General features: G+C 59.3%; 14 protein-coding genes. 4 read left to right on the forward strand and 10 right to left on the reverse strand.

Features of this window, described 5'->3' with window-relative positions:
* Positions 1 to 105 precede the first annotated feature (105 nt).
* Together MB02_RS17345 and MB02_RS02905 are read left to right on the forward strand one after the other, a co-directional pair.
* Positions 106 to 1623, forward strand: coding sequence for an alcohol dehydrogenase catalytic domain-containing protein (locus MB02_RS17345; protein ID WP_170304611.1), 1518 nt, complete (start codon positions 106 to 108; stop codon positions 1621 to 1623).
* A gap of 291 nt (positions 1624 to 1914) precedes the next feature.
* Positions 1915 to 4239, forward strand: a complete 2325-nt coding sequence (locus MB02_RS02905; protein ID WP_082825923.1) for a TonB-dependent receptor — start codon at positions 1915 to 1917, stop codon at positions 4237 to 4239.
* A 140-nt stretch (positions 4240 to 4379) separates the two neighbouring features.
* Here the strand turns inward: MB02_RS02905 and MB02_RS02910 are convergent, their stop codons facing one another.
* Positions 4380 to 5372, reverse strand: a complete 993-nt coding sequence (locus MB02_RS02910) for an aldo/keto reductase (RefSeq protein ID WP_067532023.1) — start codon at positions 5370 to 5372, stop codon at positions 4380 to 4382.
* Positions 5373 to 5398: 26 nt separating this feature from the next.
* On the reverse strand, positions 5399 to 6364 hold the full coding sequence (locus MB02_RS02915) for an SDR family NAD(P)-dependent oxidoreductase (protein ID WP_067532025.1): 966 nt from the start codon (positions 6362 to 6364) through the stop codon (positions 5399 to 5401).
* 141 nt (positions 6365 to 6505) lie between these two features.
* Here MB02_RS02915 and MB02_RS02920 point away from each other — a divergent pair, with 141 nt between their 5' ends.
* A complete protein-coding gene (locus MB02_RS02920; protein WP_235829403.1) occupies positions 6506 to 7453 on the forward strand; it encodes an AraC family transcriptional regulator in 948 nt (315 codons plus the stop codon).
* Positions 7454 to 7486: 33 nt separating this feature from the next.
* Here MB02_RS02920 and MB02_RS02925 read toward each other — a convergent pair whose 3' ends face one another.
* The 3 genes from MB02_RS02925 to MB02_RS02935 all read right to left on the reverse strand — a co-directional run bounded on the left by MB02_RS02925 (position 7487) and on the right by MB02_RS02935 (position 12772).
* The gene (locus MB02_RS02925; RefSeq protein ID WP_067532028.1) at positions 7487 to 8137 is read right to left on the reverse strand and encodes a LuxR C-terminal-related transcriptional regulator; all 651 of its coding nucleotides are present in this window, start codon (positions 8135 to 8137) and stop codon (positions 7487 to 7489) included.
* On the reverse strand, positions 8134 to 10257 hold the full coding sequence (locus MB02_RS02930; RefSeq protein ID WP_067532030.1) for a sensor histidine kinase: 2124 nt from the start codon (positions 10255 to 10257) through the stop codon (positions 8134 to 8136). Before MB02_RS02930 ends, MB02_RS02925 begins: the two co-directional genes overlap by 4 nt.
* Positions 10258 to 10510: 253 nt before the next feature.
* Positions 10511 to 12772 carry an arylsulfatase gene (locus MB02_RS02935; protein ID WP_067532032.1) on the reverse strand — a complete coding sequence of 754 codons (2262 nt, stop codon included), beginning with the start codon at positions 12770 to 12772 and terminating at the stop codon, positions 10511 to 10513.
* Positions 12773 to 12900: 128 nt separating this feature from the next.
* Here MB02_RS02935 and MB02_RS02940 point away from each other — a divergent pair, with 128 nt between their 5' ends.
* On the forward strand, positions 12901 to 13608 hold the full coding sequence (locus MB02_RS02940) for a TetR/AcrR family transcriptional regulator (protein ID WP_067532034.1): 708 nt from the start codon (positions 12901 to 12903) through the stop codon (positions 13606 to 13608).
* A gap of 52 nt (positions 13609 to 13660) precedes the next feature.
* Here MB02_RS02940 and MB02_RS02945 read toward each other — a convergent pair whose 3' ends face one another.
* The 5 genes from MB02_RS02945 to MB02_RS02965 form a co-directional block, all read right to left on the reverse strand.
* Positions 13661 to 14299 carry a TetR/AcrR family transcriptional regulator gene (locus MB02_RS02945; RefSeq protein WP_067532036.1) on the reverse strand — a complete coding sequence of 213 codons (639 nt, stop codon included), beginning with the start codon at positions 14297 to 14299 and terminating at the stop codon, positions 13661 to 13663.
* A gap of 159 nt (positions 14300 to 14458) precedes the next feature.
* Entirely contained in the window at positions 14459 to 15352 is an 894-nt protein-coding gene (locus tag MB02_RS02950) for a VOC family protein (protein WP_067532038.1), read from the reverse strand.
* A 48-nt stretch (positions 15353 to 15400) separates the two neighbouring features.
* Positions 15401 to 16231, reverse strand: coding sequence for an alpha/beta fold hydrolase (locus MB02_RS02955; protein WP_067532040.1), 831 nt, complete (start codon positions 16229 to 16231; stop codon positions 15401 to 15403).
* Between the two features lie 9 nt (positions 16232 to 16240).
* Positions 16241 to 17410 (reverse strand): acyl-CoA dehydrogenase family protein, encoded by a 1170-nt coding sequence (locus MB02_RS02960; RefSeq protein ID WP_067532042.1) that lies wholly within the window; start codon positions 17408 to 17410, stop codon positions 16241 to 16243.
* Between the two features lie 22 nt (positions 17411 to 17432).
* A complete protein-coding gene (locus MB02_RS02965; protein ID WP_067532044.1) occupies positions 17433 to 18521 on the reverse strand; it encodes a Rieske 2Fe-2S domain-containing protein in 1089 nt (362 codons plus the stop codon).
* Positions 18522 to 18539: the final 18 nt, after the last annotated feature.

Genomic DNA, 18539 nt, shown 5'->3' on the forward strand with positions numbered 1-18539 from the left:
CAATCAGGCCAGACCTTGTTTGACAGTACCGCCCGGCATGCAGATAAATCGCCCCCGATAAGCGCAGGCGATGTTTGCAAGCCGGCGCACATTGGGGGAAAGATAATGGAACCGACGACAGCCGCATCATCACCGACCTGGTTCGACAACTTCGGCCAGATAAGTTTCGGGGTGCCGGACCTCGATCGCGCCATCGGCTTCTGGGAGGAACGGCTGGGAATTGGTCCCTGGGTGGTATTCCGCGGCCTCACCATGGATGCGACCCATGAAGGGCAGCGTATTCAGATGCCCTTCGATGTCGCGCTGACATGGCACGATGGCCGCCTTGTCGAATTGATCCAGGCGCTGGGCGATGGCCCCTCGCCGCTTCACGACGGGCTCAATCGCCCGATGATCGGCCTGCAGCGGCTCGCATCGCTTACCAGGCATATAGAGCGGGACGCCCAGCTGGCGGAGAGCCGGGGCATGGTCCCCATCACGACCGGGCAAGCAGCGGGGCAGCGTTTCATTCACTATCGCTGCGACGATGCGCCGGGAGTCATTCTGGAACTGCTTGAGCGCACTCCCGACTTTGACCGATTGATCGGCCAGTTGCGCGAGAGAGCCAACCACTATCAGCCCAGGGTTGCGGCAACTCCTCCGACACCTGCCGCAACCGACGATTCCGCCACCATGCGCGTAGCCGTGATCGATGCCTATGGCGACGCGGACAGTTTCCGTATCGCGGAAATGCCAGTGCCGGTTCCGGGCCCAACCGAAGTACGCATCAGAGTGGCTGGTGCTGCGGTCAATCCTGTCGACATCAAGGCGCGGACCGGCTTGCTGCACGACATGATGCCACTGGAATTTCCAGCCCGTCTCGGCGGTGACGTCTCAGGTGTCGTGGATGCAGTGGGTAGCACAGTGACCCGCTTCAGAGCCGGGGACCGCGTTGCCGGTATGATCAATCCCTTCAAAGACGGCGCCTACGCCGACTTTGTCATCGTCGATGAGGCCATACTGGCAGCGGTGCCGCCGGAACTTGACTTGGTGGACGCAGCCGCGCTCCCGACCGGTGTTCTGGCCGGAACGCAACTGGTGGAATGTGGCATTATGCCTCGCGCGGGCGATCGCGTCCTGGTGACCGGAGCGGGCGGATCGACCGGGCGGGCAGCTGTCCTTGCCTTGCTGGAAGCCGGGGCAATCCCCATTGCCGGCGTGCGAGCCTCCAGTCGCCAGACCGTGGCCGATCTGCCCGTGACCGCCATCGATCTCGACGATCCGGAAGCCGTTGCGAAAATGGGAACATTGGACGCGATTGCCGACACGGTCGGTGGGGATCTGCTGGAAAAGCTGTTCCCGCTTGTACGCCCCGATGGAACGGTGGCTTCCGTCGCAATACCCGTGCCGGTCCCTCCCGCGAACTCGACCCAACGTTTCAGCTCGGTTATCGCACGCTTCGATGCAGAACGGCTGGCACGTTTCATGGCGGGCGCTGCCATGGGCAGATGGACCATGCCGATCGCCGGGCGCCTTCCGCTGGATGATGTCGCCACGGCCCACCGGCTCATGGAAAATGGCGGAGTCGGGGGGAAGCTGGTTCTTTATCCAGGCTCGCAACATTCCGGGAAGAGCAAGGCCTAGACGAAACGGCCCTCACACCGGTTCCAACCAGGAAGCACCTGGTGGGGGGGAGAATTGCTGCGACCTATCCATCCGACACCTTGGTGCGTGGCTGGAAAGTCACAGTGTGCGACTTCTGTGCACATAAACCCCCTCTTACGCCGGAAAAGCCCCAGAATCGTCTTTGAATAATTTTAGACCGAAGTATAGGAATTTTGGAATCAAGATAATTCAGAGGGAGGGTTCCAGATGAAACCTAGAAAAATCATACCGTTGCTCCTATTGGGATCGGCGGCCACAATTGCGCCAGTGATGGCCCAAGCGCAAGAAAGCGCACCCGCAAACAACGGCGGCATTGAAGATATCGTCGTCACGGCTCGCCGTACGGCGGAATCCATGCAGCGGACGCCTGTCTCCATTTCCGCGTTTTCCCAGCAGTTTCTGGAAACACAGAATGTGGTGCAGGTCGACAAGATCGCTCAGTTCACCCCCAACCTCACCATTTCGCAGCAGCCTTCCAGTCTGACGGCTGCCTCGATCCTGATCCGCGGCGTCGGGCAAACCGAACCGTCAGCGGTCGCGGAACCGGGCGTCGGCATGTATCTGGACGGTGTTTACATCGCTCGCACGGGCGGTGCGATTCTCGATCTGGTCGATCTGGAACGCATCGAAGTGCTCCGTGGTCCGCAAGGCACGCTGTTCGGCCGCAACACCATCGGCGGCGCAGTGCAGCTGGTTTCCAAGAAGCCCTCGGACGACTTCGGTGTCGAACAGAAGCTCGGCTATGGCAGCTTCGACAGCTGGTACACCAAGACCACTCTCAACACCGGCTACATTGGCGATTCACCCTTCAAGGCGACGATCTCCTACCAGCATCGCGAAAAGGATGGCTGGGTCGACAACAAGCTTTCGAAGCACGACCCCTATGGTCTCAACAGCGATGCCGTTTGGGTCCGCCTGAGCGGGGAACTGTCCGACTCGTTCAAGGTCGACTACAGCTTTGACTGGAACGATCGCAAAGGCCAGCCGGCCTATTTCCAGCTGGTTGCCGCTTCCGACAACGTGCTGGAATATTTCGGTCGTTCGGAATCCCTTGGCGGGGACCCGCTGATATTCAGCCGCGAACGTCTGCGCGAAGGTCTTCAGGAAGGTTTCACCGACCGCAAGGGCAACTATCGCTGGGATTCTCGCGCCAAATCGCAGGGCCATGCCTTGACGCTGGAATTTGATGCCGGCGATGCCCTGACTCTGAAATCAATCAGCTCGTTCCGCAAGTTCGATCAGGATACGATCCTCGGCCTGAGCGGTAACGGCAATCTGCTGGGTGTGGTGTACGATTATACGTCCCCCACCAAGACATCGGTTCAGCGCGTAACCACCTATCAGGGCAACAACGCCCCGCAAAAGCAGAAGCAGTATTCCCAGGAACTGCAGGCGACCGGCAAGATTGGTGACGTCAACTACGTGCTCGGCGCTTATTACTTCCATGAGAAGGCCAGCGAGTACAACAACCAGTTCCTGACCATCGTCACACCGGTGGCCGGCTTGGCCTACCTTGGCTTCGAACCCGCAGATGTGGCTGAGATACAGGCACTCAATCCCGGCCTCGACCTGATCGGTCTCAACGCCAACCCTCCCGGCAACTTCGGCGGCAAGGCGGACTCGTATGCCCTGTTCGGCCAGGCAAGCTGGCGGCCATCGTCGCTGGATGACAAGCTCGAGCTGACTGCCGGTCTCCGTTACACGTGGGACAACAAGACGCTGTTCATCGACAATGACGGGAACGGCGTACCCGACGTCAACGGCAAGGCCAAGTTCACCAACCTTTCATGGCTCGCCTCGGTCAATTACAATGTGACCGACAACGTCATGATCTATGGCCGCGTATCGACCGGTTACAAGAGCGGCGGTTTCAACCCTCGCACTTCGGTGTTGAACGGTTTCGATCCGGAAAAGGTCATATCCTACGAAGCCGGCCTCAAGGCCGACTGGCTTGACCGTCGCCTGCGGACGAACATTGCCTTGTATTACACCGACTACAAGGACAAGCAGATCAACCAGTTCGCCTCCGGCACTGGCGGCGCGACCTCGATTATCCTGAATGCGGGTAAAGCCAGTATCCAGGGTGTCGAATTCGAAATGACGGCTGTACCTGTAGATGGCCTGACATTGACCGGCTCGCTGGGTTACACCGATCCGAAGTTCAAGAAGTTCGCTTTCCGCGATCCGGTACAGGACGTCGTTATCGATGTTGCTGACGAAGCGCGTTTCTCGAACGTGCCGAAACTGAACTGGAACGCCAGCATTCAGTATGTCTTCCCGGCATTCGACTTTGGCGAATTGTCGACCCAGGTGAACTATTCCTATCGCAGCAAGATGTACTTCTTCCCGCTTGACCGGGTGAACACCTTCAACAAGGAAGTGGCATCTCCGGGCCAGGGCACGCTGTCGGCACGCATCGCGCTGTCGAATGTCGCCCTGGGTGACCGTGGCAGCATGGAAGTGTCCGTGTGGGGCGAAAATCTCGCCAACAATGACAAGCTGGCATACGGCATCGACTTCGGTGGTCTCGGCTTCGGTGGCGCTTATTTCGCCGAACCGCGCAGCTTCGGTGTCGATGTGAAGTTCAACTACTGAGCCTTCAGCTCAGGCAATCAGATCCTCAGGCAATATCCATAATTGACCTGATGGATGGGCGCGAGGCCGGGGCATGAATGCTCCGGCCTCGTAAACCCAGGCAGTAATTACCTGCCAACAGGCAACAGCTTGAGATCAGTTCAAAGCTTGACTGCGGCCATCGCCGCCTCCGCGTAACGAGGGCCCGCCGCACTTCCCGCCGGAACAGCCGCTTCGATCTCGGCAAGATCGTCTGCGGTCAGGGCAACATCCGGAGCGCCGGCACTGTCGCGAAGCGTTTCGACACGCTTTACCCCGGGGATCGGCACGATGTCCTCTCCCTGAGCCAGCAACCAGGCGAGCGCTATCTGCGCATTCGAGACGCCATGGCGCCCGGCCACACGACCGATCGCATCCACGATCGCCAGATTCTTCGGCATATTTTCGGGCGAGTAACGGGGGTCGTTGTGCCGCCAGTCACTGGCAGGCAATTCATCCAGACTGCGGATTCCCCCTGCAAGAAAGCCCCGGCCCAGCGGGCTATACGGCACGAAGCCGATCCCATTCTCGCGGCAAGCGGTCAGGATCTCCCCTTCCACATCCCGTTCCCAGATGGAGTATTCGCTCTGCAATGCGGCAATGGGATGAACCTTCGCCGCACGCCGAATCGTATCCGGGGCAGCCTCGGACAGGCCGAGAAAGCGCACCTTACCCTCTTTGACGAGATCGGCCATGCCCCCCACTGTTTCTTCAATCGGCACGTCCGGATCGACCCGATGCTGATAGAACAGATCAATCACATCGACACCGAGCCGCTTGAGCGAACCTTCGCAGGCACGGCGCGCATTCTCCGGGCTGCCATCGACACCCACGGCATTGTCGCCATCCCAGCGCATCGCAAACTTGGTCGCGATCACCAGACCGTCGCGCCGATCCTTGATCGCCGCCCCCACCAGTTCCTCATTGCGAAACGGCCCATACAATTCCGCAGTGTCGAAAAAGGTGATCCCCAGGTCGATCGCTTCATGGATCGTGCGCGTGGAGACGCGGTCATCGGCAACCCCGTAGTTGATATTGCCTTCGCGGATCATCGGCATGCAGCCGATGCCAATGGCCGAGACTTTCAGACCCTGGCCCAGTGTCCGGTATTTCATGATAACCTCCTGAATTTGCGATGGTGTCAGAAACGTTCGCCAACCAGCTGTTCGCTTTTTTCCCACAGAGCCTTCGCCCGCTCCGCATCGAGCCCATATGAAGCGACGCCTCCAAGGATTCCGTTGCTGTCCTGGACTTCCGCCACATGACAGTCCTCGCAATAGCGGCCGCCGACTTCGTCCCCCGGCGCGGTGATCGCAGCCCAGACAGACGTGGCCGCGCCCTGCGGGACTGTTTTGTAGAAGAATACTTCCGCGCCATATTCCTTCTGTGCCGCTTCGATCGAAGCGAGCAGTTGAGCTGTTGATTCCCTGGTCATGTGGCGGCCCAGTTCGGTGCTGATCGCGCCTGGATGGACAGCCGCCGCGCGGATGCCCCGCCCTTTGTGCCTGCGATCGAACTCTACAGCGAACAGGATGTTTGCGGTCTTCGAGCGGCCATAGGCCTGCCACTCGTTATAGGGCGTGCGTTCGAAATTCGGATCGTCCAGGTCGACATCCGAATACCAGTGTCCTGACGAGGAAAGGTTTACCAACCGTCCCCCCGGAGCCAACAAGGATGCGATGCGATTGACCAGCACAAAATGGCCGAGATGATTGGTTCCGAACTGCATTTCGAAACCATCCTGCGTCTTTCGCTCCGGACAGGCCATGATACCCGCATTTGCAATGATGACGTCGAACTGACGTCCGTCCGCCACCAATGCGTCGGCACAGGCCCTCACACTGTCGAGTGAGGCCAGATCGAGCTCGACGAGTTCGAAGCTGCCCCCGGTTTCCTGCGCTGCATCTCGCACTGCCCCGGTCGCATCCCTTGCCTTGGCCAGATCCCGTGCCGCGCCAACCACGTCGGCGCCACGCATCACCAGCGCGCGGGCGGTTTCGACGCCGAGTCCCGCTGACACACCGGTCACAAGGATACGTTTTCCTGTGAGATCTATTCCTGCGAGTACTTCGTCAGTGGTCGATTCAGCTCCGAAGGGCTTCGTCATCGTTCGTTCTCCCTCTCCAGATCAAGTGATAGGCCGGTGATCAATTCTCACCAGCGTTCGCATCTAAATGGCTCTGACCCGACCTGCGATGAAGCCGAATCGTCTCTATATCTTGCCTGATCCTCTCAAATGCGGACCGCCATGAGCAACATCCTCTTGCCCTATCCCGCCGCCTCGGCTGATATTGCCATCATGCACGATCATCTGAATCGCATGCGCACTGTCGTCGAACGGCATGCCAAGGGCATCTACTCCGAGACGATCCTTCCCCGCATCGCACTGCATGTCAGCCCGGCGACCACCAAGCCGCGCCCTGCGGTGTACGAGCCGTCGTTATGCCTCGTGCTTCAGGGGGCAAAGCAGGTCATGATCGGCAACCGCATCCTTCGCTATGACCCGGCAAGCTATTTTATCGCGGCAGTCGAGTTGCCCGCCGCCGGTTGTATAATCGAAGCCACTCCCGCCCGACCCTATGTGGCAGTCAGCATGAAACTGGATCGGACAGCGCTTTCAACGCTGATGCTGGATATGGCCGACATATCCGAAGGCCAGACGACAGGTTTCGCAGTCAGCGCCGTGACCCCGGACCTGCTGGACGCATTTTCGCGTTTCGTGTCCCTGCTCGATGCGCCGGATGATACGCCCGTCCTGGCGCCAATGCACGAACGCGAAGTCCTCTATCGGCTGCTCAAGGGGCCGCAGGGCGGGGCGCTGAGGCAAATTGCCCGGACAGGCAGCCGCCTGAGCCAGGTACGGCAGGCAATCGCATGGATTCGATCGCACTTCGATGAAGCCTTGCGGGTCGAACAACTGGCCGAACTGGCGGGAATGAGCCCCGCATCGTTCCATCGTCACTTCAAGGCCGCAACGGCAATGAGCCCGCTGCAATACCAGAAGATGCTGCGCCTTCAGGAAGCCAGGCGATTGCTCGTCACCAGCGCCGATGTCGCCCGGGCAGGTCATATGGTAGGCTATGAAAGCGCCTCCCAATTCAGCCGGGAATATGCCCGCATGTTCGGCGCGCCGCCAAGCCGGGACGCAGAACGCCTGCGCGGCGAAGGGGTTGAGGAAATCAGCCACGCGGCCTGAATATTTCCGACCGCCAGACATTCTGCCCTGGATCTAGGTCAGATTACGCTTCTGCGCCTCGATCGCGACTTCTGCACGCGAAGACACGTCCAGCTTGCGGTAGATCGACTTGAGATGATCGCGAACCGTGTGTGAACTGATCTGCAATTGCTCCGCCACTTCCTTGGCACGCAGTCCGCGGCCCACAAGCGAGAGCACCTCGCGTTCGCGGTCCGTCAGTGGATCTTCCTCCTCATTCTGATGCGGACGGAAACGCGCGAGCATCATCCGGGCGATTGCAGGCGACAGCGAAGGCTCCCCCGCCATCAGGCGTTCGATGCGAAAGTGCAGCAGTTCAGGCTCTGCATCCTTGATCAGATAACCATCTGCCCCGGCGGCTAGGGTCGCCTCCACGCTCTGGCTGTCATCCATCACAGTGACTGCGGCAACGAGTATGTCGTAGGAGCTTTTCAGGCTGCGGATGATGTCCCACCCGCGCCCATCGGGCAAATGCAGATCGACAAAGGCGAAATCGAATTTGCGGTCGAGCAACACCATCGCCTCGGTAAAAGAGGATGCTTCCTCGATCCCCGATGCGTCCTGCCCCCTCTTGGCAAGCACTGCCTTGATCGCATCTACCAGCAGGCGCCGGGCCGGTTCGAGGTCGTCGACCACCAGGACTCTGGGTGACAGGCCACCGCTCATGAAATCACCGGTACATTGATGCTGACACGAAAGCCGCTGCCCGCCTCGCCGTCAAAATCGAAATAGCCGTCAATCGCGGCAAGCCGGGCGCGCATGTTTTTCAATCCATTGCCCTGCTTCAGAGTGCCGTTGAAGTTCGCCCCATCATCGCTGGCGACCAGATACAGCCGCGCATTCTCCAGCCGGGTTCGCACGGATAGCCGCCCTGCCCCCGAATGCTTGACCACGTTGGTCACGATTTCGCGAAGCACGGATGCCAGCGCCTTTTGCGATTGCGGGGACATGTGGCCGGAGATGTCGGCCACCGGCCAGCTTAGCTCTATTCCAGCCGCTTCCAGCCGCTCCGCGGCCTCGGCCCGACTATCCGCCAGGATATCGACCAACTGGCCGCTACCCCCTTCCTCCGTCGAAACAATCGTCCGCACTTCGGCGAGCGAGGCCCGCAATACGGCCTTCAGCTCCCCCGGATCCTCCAGCATCAGCCCCGAGACAAGGCGTGCGGACAGATCGTCATGCAGATCGCGCGAGATCCTGCTGCGTTCAGTGCTTACGCCCTGCTTGAATGCTTCCTGCTGCCGCTTGAGGCTCGACGCCAGATCGATCAGCCGCGTGGCCAGTTGCCGGTCCCGTTCCTGAAACAGCCGCGTGCCGCTGTTCTTGTATCGCACCAGCAAGGCTGGGCAGTCGATGACGGCAGGCAATTGCAGGGCTATTCCGTCTTCCAATATGTCGACTTTGGCCGAAGCGCCAGGCCCGACGGTATCGATCTGCAATGGCGAGAAGGCCTTTTCGAAAATGCCGCGCCACTGCTGCACTCGCTGTTCGACATCGCCGATCAACGCAATGTGCGCCACTTCCTCCAGCAAGTCTTCGATCCGCCGGTTTCCCAGTAACCAGCGCTGCACCAGCCCGCGCCATGGCAGGTAGAAAAACGGCAGCAGCAGCAGCATGGTCAGCACGGCGGCACTGCTGATCGACCCCAGCAAAGTGATCAGCGCTATATCCACTGCAATCAGCAACAGGCCGAAAGACACCGCGCGGAACATGCCGATGGCCCACCGCTCGCTCTGGAACAGCGCATTGCGCCGCAATCCGAACGCCACCCCGAGATGGACGATAAGAAAGAAGGCAAACGCGTAGCTCTGGCCGATCAGTGGCTCCAGACCCAGCAGGACTGGAATAACCACAGTGCAAATGAACAGCCCGGAGCCGATCAGTGTCGAAACGCCAACCCAGCGTATCGCTGCCCGCTCCAGCGGCTTTTTTCTTGAGCGGAAAAACTGGACCGCCACCAGCAGCAGGATCGCCAGCATTTCGGTGGCGGTGAGCAGTGGCCCTTCGTTGGCAGGCGAACCCAGCGCATCGAACTGGCCCAGCAGGAACCAACCGCCGAAAAAGGCCGCGACGACGGCCAACAACCTGTTGGGGATCATTCGGACGGGATAGATCAGAAACAGGCAGATCATCGCCACGCCATAAGTCATGGCACCGAAAACATTCATCGCGCTCAACGGGACGAAGAGCGAAGATGGCAGCGCCAGCCAGCGCGTGCTGTACAATGCCGCAGTCGTCGCGGAAATCCACACGCCTGCCCCCGCAATACCAAACAGCCGATTGGCAAGTGCGCGGGGCTGAAGTGCCCAGATCCAGGCCGACACCACGAAAATGGCAAAACCCACCAGTATTTGCAGCCAGAATTCAAAGGGCAGGCTTCGCGACGGGGTTAGCGGTATTTGCGTCCGCAACCGGCCATCCCCGATGACGGGAACGGTATCCTGACCGGGCTCCGCCAGCCAGCGCGCAAAAGCATCCTGCCGGGCAAAGAACCGCGCCTGCGCGTCGTAGCTGTCGATGACATCCGGGTCCGGGGTGAGATCTCCCGGTTCGGGGCGGATGGGCGTATCATCAACCGCCACCGGCGGGGCAAGCTCGCCAACAGCCTGCCGCTTTGTGTCGTAAAGAAGGACGCGGTCCTGTTCCAACACCAGCCGCTCCGCATAATGCGGTTGCATCATGGCAAGCACGGTCATGGCGGCGGAAAAAACGAATCCTATTGAAATCGCAATGGAAAGCAGCGTGCCCGGCATGGCCCAGAAGCTGTTTCTTGCAATGTTCGGCATTGACGATCCAGGCCCGGAGAAAAGAGGACGGTGGAGCCCATGGGCCCCACCGTCAAGGTCAAGCTGTCCTGTCGGGTCGCATTAGGCATGGACTGCTTGGCAAGAACTGTGTTTCACCGCCTTGCAGCTGCCATATGCACTTGGTCCGCGAAGCCCGACCATCCCGCAAATGGGGGATGAACCGAGGATCGCGTGAGATAAACGGAGCCGCCGCGCCAAGGCGTGTTCGCTCCGCCGACCGTTGCCTTTCCCGTCAGCGTGAGATGCGCACCTCCTCGATATCCCCCGTAAAGGGGAAACGGCCCGTGTAGCCCTTGCCCACCGGCGATCCGCAATTCTGCCCCACACAGAAGGCCCCGAGATAGGATGGCATGAAGATGTGAGGGATCGGCGTTTCACCCACCTCCTCTCCGTTGACCAGCAAATGCCCGACCTGGGTCTTGTCATCCTTGCTCAGCACAAACGAAACCGTGACCGGGCCGGCCGGAAGCGGTTCGGCAGAGCGAATGGTATCGTAGTGCACGTCTGCCAGATTATTTTCGTAAACGAGGTAACCGTCTTTCAGATAGAGTGTGAAGCCGCCATCCCGTGCGCCATTCGATGCGATGACGCCATTGGCATCTGCCTCGGGAACAGTGATCTTCGCGTCGATCCGGTGCGGGCCGATCAACATCGGCATCCCGTAAAGCGACGGGATCGGCGCAGTGTCGCGTTTGTAGACGAATTCCTTGCGCCCACGCTCCAGCGAAGGCTGGATGTTCATCAATGTGGAATTGAGCGTCATCGTTGCCAGCGGCTCGGCATTGTTGCGCTTGGCTTCACTTTCGAACAGCGCCTGCATCGCTTTCAGTTTTTCAGGATAGCGCGTGGCGAGATCGGTGGCCTGCGAGAAATCCTTGTCGAGATTGTACAGTTCCCACTTGTCCTCACTGAACGGCTTGTTCTCTTCATGTAGCAGCCAGGGGATGTGATGCCGCGCACTGGCCATCCAGCCATTCGAATAAACGCCGCGATTGCCCTGCATTTCGAAGTACTGGGTCCTTGGTTTTTCAGCGACCGGACCTTTGAACGTAGCGGCGAAGCTGATGCCGTCCATGCTGATCTGCTTCACGCCATTGACCGTATCGGGCGCCTTGATCCCGATGATGTCGTATAGCGTCGGCGCCACATCTATCACATGGGTCCAGGCGGAACGGACCTGGCCAGCCTTTGCAATATGTCCCGGCCAACTGATGACCATCGGGTTTCGCACACCGCCGAGGTGCGAGGCAATCTGCTTGGTCCACTGAAACGGCGCGTCGCTGGCCCATGCCCAGCCGGCCGAGAAGTGGTTGTCAGCCTGATCGCTGCCAAGCTCGTCCATCCGCGCAGACTGGGTGGAAAGATCGTGCGCGGATTCGGTAATCATATCGAACAGATTGCGGTCCGAACCGTTCATGCCGCCTTCGGCGGAAGCGCCGTTGTCACCCATGATGTAGATGACCATGGTGTTTTCGCCGCCTGGGCCCGCGCGTGCCGCATCCACCATCCGTCCGATTTCATAATCGGTCTGCTCCAGAAAACCGGCATAGACTTCCATTTGCCGCGCATAGAGTTTCCTGGCCTCTTCGCTGAGGCTGTTCCAGGCAGGCAGTTCGGCGGGTCGTTCCGTCAGCTTGGCATCCTTGGGGATCACTCCCATTCTCTTCTGCCGCTCGAACGTCATTTTGCGCATCGCATCCCAGCCGTCATCGAAACGGCCACGATATTTGGCGATCCATTCCGGCCCGACCTGATGCGGTGCATGGGTCGCGCCGGGGGCATAATAGAGGAAATAGGGCTTGCCCGGGGCAAGCGACTGGTGCGTGTGCAACCAGCCAATCGCATCGTTTGCCATGCCTACGTTGAAGTTATAGCCCGTCTCCGGAGCGGTCATGGCAACCGTGTTGCGATAAAGGATTGGCTGCCATTGATCGGCTTCACCCCCCATGAACCCGTAGAAATACTCAAAGCCGAGACCCGTCGGCCAGCGATCGAATGGCCCGACCGGGCTTGCTTCCCAATTGGGAGTATTGTGCCATTTCCCGAATGCGGCGGTGCTGTACCCATTATCTTTGAGCACTTGTGCAATCGACGCTGCCGATTTCGGCCAGATTCCAGTGTAGCCTGCATGCGGCTTTTCCTGGCCGGAAACATAGCCGAAGCCCACCCGGTGCTGGTTACGCCCCGTAAGCAATGCCGCGCGGGTGGGCGAACAGACGGCGGTCGTATGGAACCGGTTGTAACGGAGCCCTTCCTCCGCCAGCTTGTCGAATGCCGGAGTGGCGATCGGGCCGCCAAATGCGCCCGCCGCGCCAAATCCCACATCGTCGAGCAGGATAAGAATGACATTGGGTGCGTTTTTCGGAGCCGTCGGCTGCTGCCATTCGGAAGCCGGGTCATGTGCAGCATCCTGCGCCGCGAGAGGGTGCCCGGCGACCAGACCAAGAGCAAAACCCAAACTACTTACTACCGCGCGCGCACGTTTCCTGCCCATAAGACACCTTCCAAGATCGACCTCACCCAACATGTTTAAGTGTATACACTTAAACATGTCTGACCACTAATGCGCTATAGACCCGTTCACAAGACCCAAAATCGAAGGCAGAAGCCCGGGAAAACCAGATGATACGATATGAACGCTTCACCATTCCCGACATCACCGGGCAGAACGGCACGCGCGAACGCCTGATGATGGCGGGCGAAAACCTGATGGGGCGCCGTGGCTTCAGCAATGTCTCTCTCGAAGAGATTGCCAGCCATGCGAAGCAACGGAACAAGTACGCCGTGCAATACCATTTCAACAACCGGGATGGGCTTGCCCAGGCAATCCTGAACGTGCGCATGCAACAGGTCGAGCTCCGCCGAAAAGTGCTGCTCCGCGATGTCGACCCGGCAGATATCCATTCGATCCTGACGGCGTTTCTGTATCCGCTTGCCGAGCAAACCGACGGCGACGGCAACTGCAGCTTTGCGCGTTTCCTGCTTCAGTTCATTGTCCGGGACGATCCAATCGATGAGATCGTCCATCCCGTGTTAGCCTCGCAAACGGACAGCCCCACGCTCCAACTGTTTGAAATGAGCCGCCGGGCAATTGGCATCAGCGACAGGGAATTGTTCAAGCGGACGAAGCTGTTTCTGCCCGTGTCCCTACGCTTCCTTGCCGTGCAAACGCACGAGGACACACAACCGGTTATCCCGGCGGGCTTTCCGCAAGTCGTCAGAATGATCGCAGCCGCATTGGCTGTCCAGTGTCCGGACGAGCTGGAGGAGGGCCACCGGGAAACTCAAGACTGGATACCCTTCGTCAAAACCCCTGCGGCAGATATGTGAACTGAACCGCCGTGTCATGCCATCGCGTCGAAAGACCAGCGATGGCGCACGATCATGGCTGAACTTCGGCTGCGACCTTGGGAACGTCAGGCAGATCATACTTCAGGTAGGCTGTCGACAGGCGAACCATGGAATCAATGAACTCCTCGTCCGTCATCCCGGCAGGATTTTCCATAATATAACGCCGCATGTTCGCCAGAATGCCGATTTCGAGAACAATCAGTGCCTTCTCGAGATCCATGGGCACCATCTCGTCCTGATGTTGTTCGAGCAGGACCCTGTTCGTCTGGTGCGTGAATTTCTCGACCGAGAGGTTCTGCGTCAGCTCGATCAGTTCCGGAGAACGCTTGGGGAGCGAATAGAACAGCTCCTTCTTTTCCCGCAGGTTATCGAGCAGATAGGAAAACGCGTTGCGGCTCGCGATTTCGAGGGGAAGCTCCATTGCCTCCCGCAAGACCACTCTCATCCCGTTTGCGACCCGTGAAACCGTCTGTTCGATCAACGCCGATATGATCGAATTCTTGTTCGGAAAATACTGATAGAGCGAGCCGATGCTCACTCCTGCCTTTTCGGCAATGTAGTTGGTCGTCGCCTTTTCATATCCCTCTTCCAGGACGATGATCTCCGCGGCTTCCAGTATGGCATCCGACGTAAATTTGGCGCGATCTTGAATTGGTTTCTTGCGGCGCAACGATGGGCCCTCTCGATTATGCCTTTGATTTCCAGCAGCGCTGCAATCTAACCTCTGCAAATCCGCATGACAAAGGAGCTTTTGGCATCACTCTGACGTGCCGGAACACGTCCAGCGACGACTATCCCGGATCGGCGCCTTTGCATCGCATGTCATATCTCACTCCGCGCCAAGCTGATATGCATGGCCCCAATGGTCCGGCACCGTGCTGACAGTCGGTTCGAAACGAGTCCAGTCGAGTTGCAGACCTTCACAACCGATCTCGAGCGGCACGTTGGCGGGCCCGTGGACATAGAACGAAACCATGTTGTCGTTACAGTGCCGCCCCAACGAAGCCATCAGGCTGATATTGCGAGCCTCGACCCGATCAAGGCACCGCCCGACTTCGTCAAGATTTTCCATCTCGAGCATCAGATGCACGACCCCGGTCGGGGAAGGCAGGTTGAACAGCGCCAGGCTGTGATGCCGGGGATTGTCCGCATGAAGGAACCGGACCCGCATATCCGGCATGCCTGCCTGCGGCGACGCGATGGTCAGATCGTCGCTGTCTCCCAGCCCTAGCGTGGTCGTATAGAACCTGTAGGCCTCTTCAAACGCACCGGCGGCGGAAACGACGATATGCCCCAGGCCCATCGCACCGGTCACGAAACCGGATGTACCGATAGGCGACACGAACGGTTCGCCACAACCCGTTCGGCCATAATAGAATTCGAGAGGGTTTCCGGCAGGGTCGGTAGTGGCGAAAAATTCCGTGACGCAGCGCTTTTCGGCTTCTTCAGCCGTGCCGGATCGCACTGCGAGACCCTGCCCTGCAAGATGATCGCGCATCGCCGCAAGGTCGGCATGCGAAGCCATTTCCCAACCGATTGCTTGCAACCGGTCAGCTTCGCCGGTTTCGACCAGAATCCGGAACGGATGCTCGTCGATCTTCAAAGCCACGGCACCATCGGGCGCAGGCGCCTCCATCGTCCCGATTACCTCAAGCCCGAAACTGCGCCAGGCATCAGGTGCGGGTGAACTGAGGATAACGTAACCGAGATTAGAAATTTTCATTGCGGAATAGTCTCTCTTGTCCGGAACACATCGGCTGCGAGTACCAGTTCAATTGCTGTCGAGACGGTCGAGGAAATACTGCACCTGAGCATTGAACATGCCGGCACGCTCCACCATCACCCAGTGGCCGCAATTGGACACGATAGTGAATGCGCAATCCGGGCTGCTTGCCAGAAACTTGGAGAAGCCGGTAACTGGCGTGAACTGATCGTCCTGGCCCCAGAAGCCGAGAATGGGGCAACGCAGGTTGGGAAGCTCCTGCTCCATATTCGACACCTGCAATCGGGCGAGAACATCCACCGGTTGCAACTGGAGAACTTCCAACCGTTCAGAAACCAGTTGATCGTCGACGATGGCAGGGTCCTTTACCAGCATCTGCAACAGGTTGCGCAGGCCATCGAAATCGAGCGAGCCCCCCACGAAACCGGCGATCATGCTCTTGATGCCCGGCATGTTGTAATACACCGCATCGGCTTCGATCCCGCCCGGCGCCATCAGCACCAGACCATCAACCATGTCCGGGTGATCGAGCGCCAGCCTGATGCTCACGGCCCCGCCGAGCGAATTTCCGACCAGCACACAGTGCGTCACGCCAAGGGCATCCAGCGCGCCCTTGATCGTCTCCGCGAACAATTCCGTGGTATAGTCGATACCGGTCGGTTTGCTCGAGTAACCAAACCCGATCATATCGAATACGATCGCCCGCCTGCCGGCTTCGACAACCGTGTCGATATTCGACCTGAAGTTGCTGAAGCCGCTCGCGCCCGGCCCACTCCCATGCAGGAATACGACCGCAGGCCCTTCCCCATAGCTCAGGTAATGGATCCGGTGCTCACCAACCGCGACTTCATGGCCGCGCGGAAGAAGGTCTTTGCTCACGATAGTCCCTCAAAGAAAGAAATCGGCATTGTCGGCACCCAGCAGCATGTTTCCGTAATTACGGGCCAGCGGGACCGGGTTGTTGGCGACGTGAGCACGAGCAATGTGGATGTCGTGCCAGATGTTCTGAATCTCGGAGCCCAGAAACACGCTGCGTCCGCCGCCGACTTCGAACAGAATATCCACCGCTTGCATCATCTGCACCACGATCGCCCCGGTTTCGTAGCGGTAACGGGCGCGATCGATCAGCGGTATCTCCTGACCGCTTTCGAGCAGACCCATCATCGAGTCGAAATTCGCAATGAGGTTGGCCTCCGCCCTGTCGATCAGGGAACTGGCTTCCGCAACGCGGCGGAGAATGTCCGGATCCCCTTTCAGCTTGGTCGGGTCCGTGCTGCTCCCGCCTGCCTTGGCAATGAACAGCCTGAGCGCATGACGAGCGGCGCCGATGGCCGGGGCGGCAACGGTCGCGGCAAAGATTTGCGCCCAGGGCAGACCGTAAACGGCATCCGGCTGATCGCGCAGTCTTTCATAGCCGTCCATCTGTGAATGGATGTGATCGTCCGGCACGAATATCGGCTCTTCGATCACGATATCGTTGGAACCCGTCCCCTGAAGCCCCATCACATGCCATGTGTCTTCGATCACATAGGCGCTGCGCGGCACGAGCATGGTCTGAAGCAGCGGCCGTCCTTCGACAATCGTCCCCAACAGGGCCCACTGACAGTGGTCGCTCCCGGAACTCCAGCCCCAGCGCCCGTGCAGCATGACACCGCCCTCTACCGGCTTGGTTCTGGCCCCCACGGGATTGTAGGAACTGCTGACACGTTCATCGAGATCGGTGCCATAGACTTCGTCCTGCACCTGGCTGTCCAGCAGGGATATCTGGAAGGCGTGCACCGAAATAACGCCGGTGATCCACGCCGTGCTCATATCCCGTTCCGCCACTTTGATGAGCGTCCGCAGCCACTCCTGTGGCGTGGCGCCGATCCCGCCGAGACGTTTGGGAATGAAAGCCCGGAAAACGCCGCTTTCACGCAAAGCTTCCACGGACCCGGTGGGGACTTTCCGTTCCTTCCGCGCCACGGGGCCGTTCTTCTCAATGAGATCGAGGCAGGGTTCGATGTCGATCACGCTCATTGCCGGTGCATTTCCGGCTGCTGCAAAACTCGTAGCCATATTCTCTCTCGATTTTCCCGGTTCAGTGGCCGTTCGCCATTTCCAGATCGCGTGTGATGTCGTCGGCCGGTTTCTTGTGCGTCGGAACATGCCGTCCCTTGGCAATGCCCTGAAATTCCGCCGCACGATTCCGCGGGTTGTAAAATTGCCGATACCAGGTCCGGCCAAGCTGGAAGTTACGCTCGGTCGGCAGACCCATGATCCCGATCGCGGGCTGCTTCCTCGACCAGATCTCGAAATCCTGGCTGAACGCGTCGAGCACTTCGCCCTGCATAGCCTTGGCTGCGGCGATTTCGTCAGGCCCCGGATTGTCGTTCGGCACACGCAGCAAGTTATTGTGCCACACCTTGATCACCCCGTCGTCGACCGGAGTGTGAAAGATGAATTCGATACCGTAAATGTCGCCGATCGACTGCCGGGACAGCAGCAGACCCGGCCCGGTGTACCAGGTAAGAGTCTTCAGATAGGCATCGTATTCCCGGCGGAATCCGCCCTGCCGCTGTTGATAGACGTGCCCGTTGAACTCGTTCTCGAAATACTCGCACGGGACGCCGTGCGTCGGGCCGAGGTGGTTGGAATCGGCCATGTTGTCGAGAACTTCCTGCGGGTGGATCGCCAGCGTTCCCAGATGGTCGTAGGCCCCGTTGATCCAGTTCGGCATATCCCATTCGGGCAACTGCGGCGGCTCGTAGTCCGGCTCCCCTCCTTCGGGGTCGTGCCACATCATCACTGCCCCCATCACCTCGCGCACCAGGTGCGTGCCCAATGTCGCCGCCTTGGGGCATGGTCCGTCGAACCCGGGAATGTCATCCACCCGCCCCTCGCTGTTGTAACGCCAGCCGTGGTAGGGGCAGCGAATGGCATCGCCTTCGATCTGCTCGTGATGAGCGGCGATGGAAGCCGTCTTCGAACCCGCGAGATGAGCGCCCATGTGCCGACAGAATGCGTCGAGACAGATCAGCTTCCCGCTCTCTCCGCGAAAGAGCGCGAAATCCTTGCCGAAGAAGCGCAACGGCACAGGCCCCGAGTCCAGTTCGGTGGCTTCCGCCACCATGAACCAGCCCCGCGGAAATTCGAATTCGCCCAGTTTATAGTCTTCTGTCTTGGCCACGTTTCCAGTTCCCGATAG

Source organism: Croceicoccus estronivorus (assembly GCF_001625325.1).
GTDB lineage: Bacteria > Pseudomonadota > Alphaproteobacteria > Sphingomonadales > Sphingomonadaceae > Caenibius > Caenibius estronivorus.